Source organism: Dokdonella sp. (assembly GCF_041395345.1).
Taxonomy (GTDB): domain Bacteria; phylum Pseudomonadota; class Gammaproteobacteria; order Xanthomonadales; family Rhodanobacteraceae; genus Dokdonella.
Genome location: NZ_JAWLAR010000005.1, coordinates 103522 through 116581 on the forward strand (window position 1 = coordinate 103522; position 13060 = coordinate 116581).

The following is a 13060-nucleotide window of genomic DNA, read 5'->3' on the forward strand; positions in this document are numbered from 1 at the left end:
GCGGAAGCGGTCATTGTTGCGCGCAACCTGACCAAGCGCTTCGGCGATCTGGTCGCGGTAGATCATCTTGATTTGCGCGTACGTCGTGCCGAGGTCTATGGCTTTCTCGGCCCGAACGGCTGCGGCAAGTCGACGACGATCCGCATGCTCTGCGGCCTGCTCAGCGCCAGCGAGGGAACCGCGACCGTGTTGGGCCATGAGCTGCCGGGCGAAGCCGAGGCGGTCAAGCGCCAGATCGGTTACATGACTCAGAGGTTTTCACTGTATGGCGATCTCTCCGTCGCCGAAAATCTGGAATTTCTCGCCGCCGTGTATGGCTTCAAACGCGAACCCGCGCAGCGCCGGATCAAGGAGCTGTACGAGCAGTATCGCCTCGGCGAACTGCGCGGGCAGATGGCCGGCACCCTTTCTGGTGGCCAGCGCCAGCGCCTGGCCCTGGCCGCTGCCGTAATGCACAAGCCGGAACTGCTGCTGCTGGATGAGCCGACCAGCGCGGTCGATCCGCAGTCGCGACGCGATTTCTGGGAGTCCCTGTTCCATCTGGCCGACGAAGGCACCACCCTGCTGGTCTCGACCCACTACATGGACGAGGCAGAGCGCTGTCACCGCCTGGCCATCCTCGACCGCGGCCATCTCGTCGCCGACGGAACGCCATCCGAGCTGATGGCGGCCCTGCCCGGCATGACCCTGCGTGTCGAAAGCGAGCATCCGGCCCGACTCATGCACTCGTTGCGGCAACAGGCGCATGTGCTTGGCGTTGCCCAGATCGGAGCCAGCCTTCGCGTCCTGACCGACCGCAAGTCTGACGCCGCCAGCTGGCTTACTTCGACGCTGCTGGACGCAGGTATCGAAGCCCGGGTCGAGCCTACCGAGCCGAATCTCGAAGACGTATTCGTCGCCGTTACGCGCAAGCAGGTGGAGGCGACATGAAATTCGGGCGCCTGCTTGCCGTCGTACGCAAGGAGCTATGGCAGCTTTCGCGTGACCGGCTGACATTCGGCATGATCATTGGCATACCGACGCTGCAGTTGCTGTTGTTCGGATTCGCCATCAATCTCGACATCCGCCAGTTGCCGGCCGCCCTGCTCGACGAGTCGAACACCTGGCGATCGCGCGAACTGATCGCCGAACTGGGCTCTTCACAAGTGCTGGACTTCCGCTATCGCGTGCACAGTCCGCAACAGATCGATGACCTGCTTCAACGCGGCAAGATAGGTGCCGCAGTGGTTATCCCGCAAGATTTCGAGGCGCGCCTCGAAAACAATGATCGGCCTGCCTGGCAGGTCATGGTCGATGGATCCGACCAATCCGTGCAGTCAGCGGCCAGGCAACTGGCGAGCTTTCCGCTATCCAGCCTCGACTACGTGCCTGGGAACGCCAGCGTGCGCCCTGTCGAAATAGTAAACTTCTATAATCCTGACCGGCGCGCGCAGATCAATACCGTACCTGGGTTGATTGGCGTCATCCTGACCATGACCATGACGATCTTCACCGGCATGGCCATCGTGCGCGAGCGCGAGCGCGGCAACATGGAGATGTTGATCGCGACGCCGTTGTCACCTTTCGAGCTGACCATCGGCAAGATCCTGCCCTATGTCGGCATCGGCCTGGTTCAGGTCACCCTGATCCTGATCCTGGGGTTGCTCGTATTCGATGTCCCGGTGCGAGGATCGCTACTTGATGTATACCTTGTTTCGCTTACCTACATAGCCGCGACGCTGTCTCTGGGCGTGCTCATCTCGACCCTGGCCAACACGCAGTTCCAGGCGATGCAGATGGCCTTCTTCCTGTTCCTGCCGCAGATCCTGCTGTCCGGTTTCATGTTTCCGTATGACGGGATGCCGCGAGCCGCCCAGTGGATCGCCGAACTCTTTCCATTGACCCACTTCCTGCGTGTCATCCGCGGCGTGATGCTGCGCGGCACCGGTATTGGCGAAATGTGGACCGAGCTGGCGGCACTGATCGTATTTGTCGTCCTGATCCTCGGCGTTGCCGTGCTCCGTTTCCGCAAGACCCTGGATTGATGGCCGGCGCTCGGACAAAGCGCGGGAAAAGCGCAAGCCCTTGGCTTCTGTACCTGATTGAATGCCGCAATGGCCATTTCTATGCCGGCATCACCAATGACTTGCCAGGGCGCTACCGGGCTCATCTGGAAGGTCGCGGTGCGCGCTACACCCGGGCCAATCCACCGATACGCCTGGTCGGCTCGCGCAACTTTCCTGATCGCGCCAGTGCATCGCGTGCCGAGTATCTGATCAAGCAGTTGCCACGCACTCGCAAGCTCGCCTTCCTGCTGGACACGCGGGAAAACGGCGAAACCTCCACCGAATAACCCCGGCAGCCATTCGACCGCGTTTGCTTTCCCCAAGACCAACCGAAGGGGAAGACCATGGCAATTCGGGCTCTGCAGTCAATATCGCAATTCCGCTGCAACTGGCTGCGCGTCAGCGGCGTCAGCGCAACCCTGTTCGTGCACGTGCTGGCCCTCGTCATGCTTGCGATTCCGGTCGCCGTGCCAAGCTACGGGCCAAGCCTTGCGGCGCCTTCGCTCATCTGGATCGAGGCGCCGCCAGAACCTGAAGTCTTCCCGGTACCGGACGAACCGGTTCCGCTGCAACGCCCGCAAGTCCAGCCGGTGGAAGTCGCCGCGCCGGTTTCCGAACCCGAGGTGGGCGTGGATAGCGTGGCATCGGAACCCGTGGTCCAGGTTTCCACTGCATCCGATGCGACTGCGATCGAACCGGAAAACGCCGTTCCGGCACAGACAGAGAACACTGGACTGGCGTATGAGAGCATCGTGCGGCCGAAATACCCCCTGGCCTCGATACGTCGTGGCGAACACGGCAGCGTCTTGCTACGCGTGACAGTCGGTCGCGATGGGCTGCCCAGGGAAGCAGAAATCGCCCGCAGCAGCGGCTTCTACCGGCTGGACAAGGCAGCGCGGGAAGCCGTGCTGCGCTGGCGGTTTCGGCCCGTTCGGGTCGATGGTATCGCCGTACAAGCCACCGGACTGGTACCGATCGAGTTCGATCCGAGTCGCCTTTGACTGGCGCTGTTTCGAATCGCTCCAACCGCGCAGTCGCAGGCTGGCATGAGCGCGGCCCGGCCAGGGGCCGCACCAAGCCTGCCGCATCGATCATGAGGCCGAATGCGCCGCGATGGGCTCAGGTACGTCGGCGACGCAATGGCCGCATTCCCTGATTGATCAGATCGACAAGGGCACACGGTTCGTGGATGCCAAAGCCCTGCGCCTGGTCGACGCCCAGGGCCTTGAGCTGATCCAGCATGCGCCGGTCCTCAACCCACTCGGCTACCGTGACCTTGCCGAGAGAGCGAGCCACTTCGCACATCGAGCGAACCAGTACGGAATCTACCTCGTTGTTGGCGATGTCGCGAATGAAGACGCCGTCGATCTTGAGAATATCGACCTCCAGGTTCTTGAGATAGGCAAATGAGGAAAGTCCGCTGCCAAAGTCGTCAAGCGCGATCTTGCAGCCGCGTGTACGCATGTCCGCTATGAATTCCTGCGCCTGCGCGATATTGGCGATAGCCGCTGTCTCGGTGAGCTCGAAGCACAACTTGCGCGCAGGCACGTCACTGGCATCGAGCAGCTCGGCGACGTGACTTCGAAATTCCGGATTGGCGATCGACTGCGCGGAGATATTCAGATGACACAATTCGAGATGGATCAGATGTCTGGGGTGGCGCGCCAGTTCGTCCAGGGCCATCGAAACGACCAGGCGGTCAATCGCCATCGCTTCTCCGTAACGCTCGGCGGCGGGCAGAAAACTGTCCGGTGAATGCAGCGTGCCCTGGGCATCGATCAGACGCACCAGCACCTCGTAGTGCAGGCGTCGAACGCCGTCCAGCGACTCGATGCGCTGTGCATGGAGCACGATCCTGTCGTTCGCAATGGCCGCTCGAATGTCGTTCACCCACGCCATCTCGTCGCGACGCCGACTCATGGCCTGATTGGACTCGTGATAGACCCGGATGCAATTGCGCCCATCTTCCTTGGCCTGGTAACAGGCACGGTCGGCGGCGCGCAATACATGACCGACATCGAGTTTTACGCCATTCAGACAGACGATGCCGATGCTGCAACTGACGTTGAACTTGCTGCCCTCCCAATGGAAGGTCGAGGCGGCCAATGCCCTGCGCAGGCGCTGACCGATGCGAACGGCTTCCTCTTCTCCGGTCTGTTCGAGCAAGACGGCAAATTCATCGCCACCCAGTCTCCCCATCCAGTCCTTGCTGCGCATGTGCAACATCAGCACGCCTGCTATCTGACGCAGCAACTGGTCACCGGCCACATGTCCACAGGTATCGTTGATCAACTTGAACTGGTCGAGATCAAGAAACAGAAAGGCGTGCTCCTCTCCCAGCGAGCGAGCGGATTCGATCCCCCGCTGCAGGCGTTTCTCGATCTCGCGCCGGTTGATCAAGCCGGTCAGCGCGTCGTGACTGGCCTGGTATTTCATTTCATCGGACAGCCGGCGTGCCTCGGAAACATCTTCTACCAGGGCGAAAACGCGCTCCTTGCCGCGCTCGTGCCCTTCAATCCGGGAGACGGTCCAGCGCAGCCAGCGTGTACTGCCATCCTCGCGCAGGAAGCGATGTTCGCTGGGCTCGGTGCGCAATGACCAGTCGATCGCATGGCCTTCGGCGGGTGCAATCGAGGCCCGGTCCTCGTCGTGCACGAGGTCAAGAAAGCGTATCCCGGTCAGGCTGGCGGCGGGAACACCGAGGATATGACCCATGGTTTCGTTGGCTTCGAGAATACGGCTGTCGACCTTCATCCTGAGCATGCCAACCGCGGCCTGATGGAATGCCGCGCGAAAGGTCCCTTCGCTGTCCCTGATGCGATACAGCGTCGAGCGAAGCACGACAATGACCAGCCAGGAGACAATCAGAAAAATAAGAACGCTGATGGCGAGCAGGATATTCCTGAGCAGTCGCGATCCCTGCACCATCGATTTGGAGAAAGCAGCCTCTATGGGGCGCAAGCTTGAATTGATCTCTAGAACCCGGTCCTGGAAGGCCGTGATCTGCGCAGGATCGAGCGCGCCTTGCGCGTGCGCGGTCTCGATTTCCGTTGCCAGCCGCTGCAATTCGAGGACACCTTCATCGCCCAGTCGCCATTGCGTCACCGAGTCGCGGAAGTAGGGCGCGTTTTGCAGGAACCGGTACATGCGGATCATTCGATCCACATCCTCGGGATCGATCCGCCCCTGAAGGAAACCCTTGCGTGCAGCGGCATTGTCAGGCGGATCCTGCTCCATCGCCAATCTCGCCTGGCGATCGCCAAGAGGCACCTGAAGACTCTCCCTGACCTGGGCAAGTTGTTCCGGATCTCCATCAGCCGCGTAGCGATAGAGCGTGTGCGACGCATCCTGCTGCGCCTTCGACCAATGTCCTTCACCGACGACGTACGCGGTCGCGGTAGTCTGGATTTCGAGCATGGCCGCAGTCAGCATGACTGCAATCGCCGCAAGAACAACTACGTAGCCAATCTCGTAGGAAAGAGATCGCAGGGAATGCCGCCGTGGAATCGGCGCTGAATCGTGCTGTCTCTGCGCATTCGTCGAAGCGATTTTCACCGGCGTCGTCATGTATCGCTACTCTTCCGAGTCTCGCGATTGCAGCGTGCTGGCGGCGAACTTGTTCACTGAATCCCCTGTGACGAAAATTTCCAGCAACGACCGCGTGAAGGCGAAGAAGAATAGCGCGGCTGGATGGTGGATGGCACCAGACCGCAGGTAAGCACGGGTGGAATCCCGAAGGCATCGAATCCATGCGTCCCTGGCAAGATCCAACAGACGCTCGAGCCGGCGGCGCTTTCAGCGCCTTACCCTACCCTTTCCTTCGTTGTCCCAATAGCCGAACAGCCTGCGCGCGATAAACTTGTATACACGCTTGCCGGTCGCGCGCCAACTTCCCGCAATCCAGGAGCGCCGTGCGAGGACGCGTCGTTCGACTGGCGTAAGCGCATCCGGACAGTAAGTCCGCTTGTGCTTGAGAAGATGCCGGAGGTCTTCGCGCACGAGGAGTCGAAACAGCGAACCGCGACGCTTGCTGACCCATGCTATCTGGAAATCGACAGCAGCAGGCTCGCCATTGGACTGTTGCAACCAGTTGGGTTCCTTGGCGAGATCATTGTGGGCGACGCCGCGCGCGCGCATGCGCTTGAGCAGACGATGGGCTTGGCGGTAGTAGCTCGGATCTCGTGGTTGCGCCTGCTGCATGGGCGCGCCTTCCATGTAGCTGCGATCAAGCACGCCATCCTTCCAGGCAATCAGCTGCGGGACACCTTCAACGCCCGCCAGGGCCCCGAGCACACGCGCCTCCCTGGCTGCAGCATTTCGCGCGAACCAGCGCATCCCAAAGTTGGCCACTCGGGTATCACGTCGGATCCAGCGCTGACCGCGATCCGAAACAATTTCAATGCGACCCAGCGCATCGGACTTGAGAAGTTTGGTTTCCATGCCGGCATTATGGCCGGTTCGCTGCCCGGCGTCGGCGCGGGATGCGCGACGAACGAATGCGGAAGGGACAGCGAGATTCGCTTCTGGATTGTGGCCCGATCCGGCACTTCTGCCAGATCGGGCCCGACACGTATCACGACAATGCGGCATCCCTTGTCGGCTTCATTGCCTATTGTGCAATGTAATAGGACCAGGTTACCGATGTCTGGCTTGGATTGCTGGCCGGAATCGCCTGGAGAGAAACACGATCTCCGGCTGCAACGGCGACACTTGCCCCCGTGTAGCTGCAGGCCTGTGCCGTATTGGCGACGACGCAGGTTGCTGCCGTCGCGGATCCGTTGACGAACAGGGTAAAGGTGTACTGGTTGCCGTTGCCCGGCGTTGCACTGGTTCGCACCCGAAGTCCACCGATCCCACCCGATACCGGCAAGGGTATTGCGACCTTGGAATCGGTCGTCGCCGACTCGCCCATTCCCACATAGGTCGCGGAATTAGTCGACATGTTGAAATAGGAGCTTCCGAAGAACGGCACCAGGGTACCCGCTGGACCCGCTGGACCTTGTGCGCCCGTTGCGCCCATGGGGCCTGCCGGACCTGCCGGACCCGTTGCGCCATCGACACCCGGCGCGCCGTCATTGCCAGCCATTCCTTGGGGACCCTGCGGACCCATCGGACCCACAGCGCCTTGCGGGCCCTGCGGACCGATCGGTCCGGTGTCACCTTGTGGCCCCTGGGGGCCTATCGGACCGATTTCACCTTGAGGACCCTGCGGACCATCGGCACCGGTCACGCCCTGGGGACCCATCGGACCCGCGTCGCCTTGCGGGCCCTGCGGACCCATCGGACCGATGTCACCTTGAGGACCCTGCGGACCATCGGCGCCGGCCACGCCCTGGGGACCCATCGGACCCGCGTCGCCTTGCGGGCCCTGCGGACCCATCGGACCGATGTCACCTTGCGGACCTTGCGCACCATCGGCACCGGTCGGGCCTTGTGGACCCTGCGGACCGATCGCTCCGGTGTCACCTTGTGGCCCCTGCGGGCCTATCGGACCGATATCACCTTGAGGACCCTGCGAACCATCGGCACCGGTCGGGCCTTGTGGACCCATCGGACCCGCGTCACCTTGCGGACCCTGGGGGCCTGTCGGACCTGCTTCGCCCTGCGCTCCCTGAGGACCGATCGGTCCCGCCTCGCCTTGTGGACCCACTGCGCCCTGCGGACCCGTCTCACCCTGCGGACCTTGTGCGCCTGCGGGCCCCATCGCGCCATCGGTACCCGCAGTTCCCTGGGGTCCCTGCGCTCCGGCCGGTCCCGTATCACCTTGCGGACCCTGAGCACCATCGGCACCCGCCACGCCCTGCGGGCCGGCTTCACCCTGCGGACCCGCCGGACCTGCGGGACCGACCGGGCCTTCCGGACCGGCAACACCCTGCGGACCGACCGGGCCTGCGGGCCCGACCGGGCCCTGCTCGCCAGGAACGCCATTCAATGCAAACTGGGCGACAGGTGCCGTCGCGACGGGTTGCCGGGGCAGGGTCGAACCATTGACGCTGACCTCTATGTACATCTGGGTTCCGGTGAACCCGCCGGGGAACGCCAGGTTGATGCTGAATACACCGTCGACGACCGGGTAGTTCGGTTCACTGATAAGCGAGCCGTACTGCGTGCCGCCCGACTGGGCGTCCCAAAGCGAAAAAGTCAGGTTGACATTGCCATCGACCGGCAGACCGTTCTGCTCGATCTTGCCCTGGTAGACGAAGTCGGGCATCTGCGGCGCGGGCCCGCCCGCCCATACGGTTGTTGCGGAGCAGGCGCCGAGGACAAGGGCAATGGCAAGGACGAGATTTCTGGTTTTCATAGTGAGCAATTCCCCTGTTGGGAGTCGAAGCCGTTCTTGAAGATCGTGTCGAGGACAATCACGCTGTTCTCGGTGGTTGCCTGGAATCCAGCCGTTACGGTTACCGATCCATTGGATAAGGTTCCTGCCGCTGGCTCGCCGATCGTTGAGGAAAGCGTGAAGCAGTCGTTGGAAACGATGTCACCACTGCTGGCGACCGTGCCGTTGCGCAAGGCATATCCGCCCCCCGCGAACGCGAGGCCGACGGAGCCCAGTGCAATGACGCCGGACGCGACGGCCAAGACGCGTAGCCGTGGTTGCTTGGATCGCATTCGGAATACTCCCGATAGGTGATGGAATCCGTCGGCAACGGATCCGCTGGCCTGAAGTTGGCAACTGCAATTGCCAACCCGTTTGCGCCCGACACAGCACGAGCTGTGCCAAGTTTCCTTTGGCTTGCAGTTCGGCGATCCGCGCAATGCCTGAAACCATGTTGTATGGCGTTGATATGGAAGTCTTTTCAGGCAGGATCATCTGAAAGAGAAGAACTTTCAGGTGATTTCGGCGGCTCTTCAGATAGGGAGAAAAATGCGTCAGGCCGCGTCGAAATGTGACAGCCGTCTCATTCGGGATCGAGGCCGCGGGGCAATGCGAGCAGATTCGGCACCACAGCGAGCGGGCGGCTAGAATTCGCTGCCCCATAAACCCGGCTCAGCGATGACAACCCAGATCCTGCTGTATGTGCTCGCTACCTTGCTGATCCTGATTGGCCTCGCCGGAACGATCCTGCCCGCGCTGCCAGGCGTTCCTGTCGTATTTGCCGGCATGCTGATCGCTGCATGGGCAGGTGACTTCGTCCATATCGGCTGGCCAACGCTGACCATTCTCGGCCTATTGACCGCGCTGGCGCTGCTGGTCGATCTGCTTGCGGGGCTGCTCGGCGCGAAGCGTGTCGGCGCCAGCGGCTGGGCCTTGTTCGGCGCAGCCCTCGGCACGATCGTCGGCCTGTTCTTCGGCATCATCGGCCTGATTCTCGGGCCGTTTGTGGGGGCTGTGCTGGGCGAGTTGATCGCAGGCAGCAATCTGCGCCGATCAGCGGCAGTCGGGTTTGGCGCCTGGCTGGGATTCGTGTTTGGCACCCTGGCAAAGATTGCCCTGTGCTTCACCATGCTCGGCGTCTTCGCGCTGGCCTATTTGATCTAGCCGGTTCGTGCCGAACCGATTCGCGCATTTGCCGACATGCATCGGGGCGCTCGGCGGGCGAACAGGGACTGCGTCGAGAGCTCAACGCTCCGGCAATACGTAAAGCAGGACCGAAAAGAATTGCAGCACGCTTCCGGCCAGCACGAACAGATGCCAGAGCGCGTGGTTGTAGGGCAGTCGTCTCCAAAGGTAGAACGGGACGCCGAGGGTGTAGCAGAGTCCGCCGCCAAACAGCAGCCACAGTCCGGCTGGCTCGACGTTCTGCATGAGCGGCCCGATTGCGAAAATTCCGACCCAACCCATGCCGACGTAGAGCAATGCGGCGATTATCCGGTTTCGCACATGACGCAGTTCCATGGCGATGCCGAGTATGGCCAGGATCCAGACCGTCACAAACAGCGTCCATCCCCAGCTGCCGCGCAGACTGATCATGGCGAATGGCGTGTAGGTTCCGGCGATCAGCAGGTAGATTGCCGAATGATCCAGCAGTCGCAGGATGGGTTTGGCGCGCGGGTTTGGAACGGCGTGATAGAGCGTCGATGCGGTGTACAGCAGGATCAGCGTGGTTCCATAGATGCAGACGCTGGCAATTCGCCAGCCGCCACCGTGCAGCGCAGAAAATGCCGCCAACACCGCGAGCCCGGCGATGCTGAGCACGATGCCGAGGGCATGACTGAGGCTGGATGCCAGCTCCTCGGTGGCCGAATATTGTGGATGTGCTGCGGTATTGGACATGGCCACTGGCGTCTGGCGAAACGAAAGGATTGTGCCACCTAGCGCCGGGTGATAACGAAATTGCCGAAAGCCACGCCAACACCCCAACCCCGCCCGGTACCGGAAAGGGCGAGGGAAATGGCTCCCTTTGTGACGACCCGGGCACTGGCAGCCTTGTCGGCCCCGGCCTGCGCCTCGGCGGCTGCGTAGGTGCCGATGATGTCCTCGATCGCATAGACCTCGGTGAATTTTCCGAGTCCGTCATCGATCGTGGATTTGCCCACCGTCAGGCCGCCACCCTTGGCCGAAATCCGCACCTCCATCGACTGGCCATTGTCGCAAGTGACCGTGCCAACGCCGGATGCCTGCTGATAGAAAATCGACCAACCCGACATCGAGAAGCGCAATTCGCAATCGATCGGACCGGCAGCGCGCGCAGGAGCTGAGGCAATGGCGAACAGGATGACCAGGTTCATGCAGCGAATGTTCGCGATCCTGGGCATGGGTCTGGTCCTCGTCCGGAAAGGATCATTCTGCTTGGAGTGGTGGTCAATCACAACGCGAGGCAATTCGGCACACGCGCGATCATCCTGCCGGCTGCACTTGTTGAGGTATCCCGGCGTAAACTCAAGGCATTCATCATTGAGCGAGGTACTCGTCATGTCTGATCATGATGTCGTCATTCACCTGCGCCGATGCGAAGGCGATTCGCCGGCAACCCGGGCCGGGCTGGCCCTGGCCGGGCGTTTGCGCGCACACGTGCTGGGCTTACATGTCGTGGCCTTGTCGACGGCAGCATTCGTCTCGCCGGAAGCAGTCGCCGTGCAGGTCAACGAAACCAGCCACCTTCTCGACGAGGCCCGTCAACGCGAACCGTGGTGGCGGCAGCAGCTGGACAAGGCTGGACTGAGCGGCGATTTCGAGGTTGTGCAAGGCGATCCGGTTGATGCGCTGTGCCATGCCGCACGCTGGTCGGATCTGGTCGTGACCGAAAGGCCGATCTCGAATCCGGATGCGCCTACCGGCTGGGGAATCGCCTCTCGCACCGTTTTCGGAACGTCGACGCCGGTGGTCGTGGTTCCCGAAATGGCGCAAGTGGACAAGGTTGGCGAACACATTCTGGTGGCCTGGAATGCAAGCCGTGAAGCTGCGCTGGCAATTCACGGCGCGATGCCGCTACTCAGGCAGGCGGACAAGGTGACCGTACTGGAGGGCGAGCCGACACCGAGCCCGCTCGGCCTGGACAACCTCCCGAAACTGGACCTGCGCGCCTGGCTGCAACGCCGCGGAATCCATGCCGAGTTCCAGTCTTTCAAGCCCCACAAGGACCACGGCCCGGCCGTACTCGAAGCAGCCAACAAGGCGGACGCCGGCATGATCGTGCTCGGTGCCTGGGGCCAGTCACGCATCACCGAGCTCGTTCTCGGCGGCGTGACCCGCTACCTGTTCCAGCAGAGCAACCTGCCTTTGCTGGTGGCGCACTGAGGAGCGGGAGTGGGGAGTGGGCAATAGGGAGTCGGTTGAAGCAGACTCCCGACAAGATTCCTTGCTGCGGCAATCCCGCACAATTCGATGACTCAAACTTTTAGCAGGACTGACCTGCTGCTCCTGATTTTCCCATTTCCCACTCCCGATTTCCCATTCTCGGCTTACTTGGCCTTCATCAACGCCAAAGTCATATCGAGCATGCGGTTCGAGAAACCCCATTCGTTGTCGTACCACGACAGCACCTTGACCAGGGTGCCGCCCATGACGCGGGTCTGGGTGGCATCGAAGATCGACGACAGCGGGTTGTGGTTGAAGTCGACCGAAACCAGAGGCTGTGTATTGACGCCGAGCACGCCCTTCATCGGACCATCGGCCGCGGCCTGGACGGTTGCATTCACTTCTTCGACGCTGGTATCGCGGCCAGCGACAAAACAGAGGTCGACCACCGACACATTGATCGTCGGCACTCGCATGGCAAAGCCATCCAGCTTGCCATTGAGTTCCGGCAGTACCAGGCCCACAGCCGCCGCCGCTCCTGTCTTGGTCGGGATCTGCGAATGGGTTGCCGAACGTGCTCGGCGCAGATCCGAGTGGTAGACATCGGTCAGCACCTGATCGTTGGTGTAAGCATGGATCGTTGTCATCAAACCATGCACGAGACCCATCTTTTCATTGAGCACCTTTGCCAGCGGAGCGAGGCAGTTTGTTGTGCAGGAAGCGTTGGAAATGACCTGATGACTGGCCTTGAGCTGGTCGTGGTTGACGCCATAGACGAAGGTGCCGTCGACGTCCTTGCCACCCGGCGCGGAGATGATCACTTTCTTCGCGCCTCCGGCGATATGCGCACCAGCTTTTTCCTTGGTCGTGAAAAAGCCGGTCGACTCGAGCACGACGTCGACGCCGAGATCTGCCCAGGGCAGCCTGGATGGATCGCGTTCGGCCAGCACCTTGATGCGATCTCCGTTGACGATCAGGTCGCCGCCATCGACACCGACCTCGCCCGGAAACTTGCCGTGTGCAGTGTCGTACTGGGTCAGGTGCGCATTGGTCGCGGCATCGCCAAGATCGTTCACGGCGACAATCTGGATCTCGCCATTGCGCTTCGCTTCGTACAGCGCGCGCAGGACATTGCGACCGATACGACCATAGCCGTTGATGGCGACCTTGACTGACATGGACACACTCCTTGGGACACGGAAAGCGAAAGGGGCCGCTATTCTAGCGGTACCGCCAAGCGCACGCACAGCGCCATTGGGGTGGGACCAATCGAGAAGAAGACAGACTCGCGATCAGCACACCGTTTGCGGCCCAGGCCTGCCATTGTCAGCCC

The 13060-nt window shown here is 61.6% G+C and carries 13 protein-coding genes; 6 read left to right on the top strand and 7 right to left on the bottom strand.

All coding sequences use genetic code 11. The features are described from left to right. Positions 1-12 precede the first annotated feature (12 nt). The 4 genes from R3F00_RS06130 to R3F00_RS06145 are packed head-to-tail and all read left to right on the top strand — an operon-like array spanning position 13 to position 3046. A complete protein-coding gene (locus R3F00_RS06130; protein ID WP_371280970.1) occupies positions 13-930 on the top strand; it encodes an ATP-binding cassette domain-containing protein in 918 nt (305 codons plus the stop codon). Beyond that, complete coding sequence (locus R3F00_RS06135; protein WP_371280865.1) at positions 927-2024, top strand: ABC transporter permease; 1098 nt, start codon at positions 927-929, stop codon at positions 2022-2024. The genes R3F00_RS06130 and R3F00_RS06135 overlap by 4 nt, the downstream gene beginning before the upstream one ends. After that, positions 2024-2332, top strand: coding sequence for a GIY-YIG nuclease family protein (locus R3F00_RS06140; RefSeq protein ID WP_371280866.1), 309 nt, complete (start codon positions 2024-2026; stop codon positions 2330-2332). The genes R3F00_RS06135 and R3F00_RS06140 overlap by 1 nt, the downstream gene beginning before the upstream one ends. 57 nt (positions 2333-2389) lie before the next feature. Further along, entirely contained in the window at positions 2390-3046 is a 657-nt protein-coding gene (locus R3F00_RS06145) for an energy transducer TonB (protein ID WP_371280867.1), read from the top strand. Positions 3047-3164: 118 nt separating this feature from the next. Here the strand turns inward: R3F00_RS06145 and R3F00_RS06150 are convergent, their stop codons facing one another. The 4 genes from R3F00_RS06150 to R3F00_RS06165 all read right to left on the bottom strand — a co-directional run bounded on the left by R3F00_RS06150 (position 3165) and on the right by R3F00_RS06165 (position 8657). Then, positions 3165-5612 carry a putative bifunctional diguanylate cyclase/phosphodiesterase gene (locus R3F00_RS06150; protein WP_371280868.1) on the bottom strand — a complete coding sequence of 816 codons (2448 nt, stop codon included), beginning with the start codon at positions 5610-5612 and terminating at the stop codon, positions 3165-3167. Between the two features lie 228 nt (positions 5613-5840). After that, positions 5841-6485, bottom strand: coding sequence for a serine/threonine protein kinase (locus tag R3F00_RS06155; RefSeq protein WP_371280869.1), 645 nt, complete (start codon positions 6483-6485; stop codon positions 5841-5843). 169 nt (positions 6486-6654) lie between these two features. Then, on the bottom strand, positions 6655-8346 hold the full coding sequence (locus tag R3F00_RS06160) for a hypothetical protein (RefSeq protein ID WP_371280870.1): 1692 nt from the start codon (positions 8344-8346) through the stop codon (positions 6655-6657). After that, positions 8343-8657: a hypothetical protein gene (locus R3F00_RS06165; RefSeq protein WP_371280871.1), complete on the bottom strand. Its 315-nt coding sequence runs from the start codon at positions 8655-8657 to the stop codon at positions 8343-8345. Before R3F00_RS06165 ends, R3F00_RS06160 begins: the two co-directional genes overlap by 4 nt. A gap of 385 nt (positions 8658-9042) precedes the next feature. Between R3F00_RS06165 and R3F00_RS06170 the strand changes: the two genes are divergently transcribed. Further along, positions 9043-9528 (top strand): DUF456 domain-containing protein, encoded by a 486-nt coding sequence (locus R3F00_RS06170; RefSeq protein ID WP_371280872.1) that lies wholly within the window; start codon positions 9043-9045, stop codon positions 9526-9528. An 81-nt stretch (positions 9529-9609) separates the two neighbouring features. On the opposite strand, the gene R3F00_RS06175 is transcribed toward R3F00_RS06170, so the two are convergent. Then, positions 9610-10263, bottom strand: coding sequence for a hemolysin III family protein (locus tag R3F00_RS06175; protein WP_371280873.1), 654 nt, complete (start codon positions 10261-10263; stop codon positions 9610-9612). Positions 10264-10301: 38 nt separating this feature from the next. Beyond that, positions 10302-10745, bottom strand: a complete 444-nt coding sequence (locus R3F00_RS06180) for a hypothetical protein (RefSeq protein WP_371280874.1) — start codon at positions 10743-10745, stop codon at positions 10302-10304. Between the two features lie 157 nt (positions 10746-10902). On the opposite strand from R3F00_RS06180, the gene R3F00_RS06185 reads away from it, so the two are divergent. Further along, entirely contained in the window at positions 10903-11727 is an 825-nt protein-coding gene (locus R3F00_RS06185) for a universal stress protein (RefSeq protein ID WP_371280875.1), read from the top strand. A gap of 164 nt (positions 11728-11891) precedes the next feature. On the opposite strand, the gene gap is transcribed toward R3F00_RS06185, so the two are convergent. Further along, positions 11892-12905 (bottom strand): type I glyceraldehyde-3-phosphate dehydrogenase, encoded by a 1014-nt coding sequence (gene gap, locus R3F00_RS06190; protein WP_371280876.1) that lies wholly within the window; start codon positions 12903-12905, stop codon positions 11892-11894. Between the last annotated feature and the right edge of the window lie 155 nt (positions 12906-13060).

Coding starts and splice junctions, on each gene's coding strand:
- R3F00_RS06145 (WP_371280867.1), top strand. CDS start 2,390: ATGGCAATTCGGGCTCTGCAGTCAATATCGCAATTCCGCTGCAACTGG.
- R3F00_RS06165 (WP_371280871.1), bottom strand. CDS start 8,657: ATGCGATCCAAGCAACCACGGCTACGCGTCTTGGCCGTCGCGTCCGGC.
- R3F00_RS06160 (WP_371280870.1), bottom strand. CDS start 8,346: ATGAAAACCAGAAATCTCGTCCTTGCCATTGCCCTTGTCCTCGGCGCC.
- R3F00_RS06170 (WP_371280872.1), top strand. CDS start 9,043: ATGACAACCCAGATCCTGCTGTATGTGCTCGCTACCTTGCTGATCCTG.
- R3F00_RS06150 (WP_371280868.1), bottom strand. CDS start 5,612: ATGACGACGCCGGTGAAAATCGCTTCGACGAATGCGCAGAGACAGCAC.
- R3F00_RS06175 (WP_371280873.1), bottom strand. CDS start 10,263: ATGTCCAATACCGCAGCACATCCACAATATTCGGCCACCGAGGAGCTG.
- R3F00_RS06185 (WP_371280875.1), top strand. CDS start 10,903: ATGTCTGATCATGATGTCGTCATTCACCTGCGCCGATGCGAAGGCGAT.
- R3F00_RS06135 (WP_371280865.1), top strand. CDS start 927: ATGAAATTCGGGCGCCTGCTTGCCGTCGTACGCAAGGAGCTATGGCAG.
- gap (WP_371280876.1), bottom strand. CDS start 12,905: ATGTCAGTCAAGGTCGCCATCAACGGCTATGGTCGTATCGGTCGCAAT.
- R3F00_RS06180 (WP_371280874.1), bottom strand. CDS start 10,745: ATGCCCAGGATCGCGAACATTCGCTGCATGAACCTGGTCATCCTGTTC.
- R3F00_RS06140 (WP_371280866.1), top strand. CDS start 2,024: ATGGCCGGCGCTCGGACAAAGCGCGGGAAAAGCGCAAGCCCTTGGCTT.
- R3F00_RS06155 (WP_371280869.1), bottom strand. CDS start 6,485: ATGGAAACCAAACTTCTCAAGTCCGATGCGCTGGGTCGCATTGAAATT.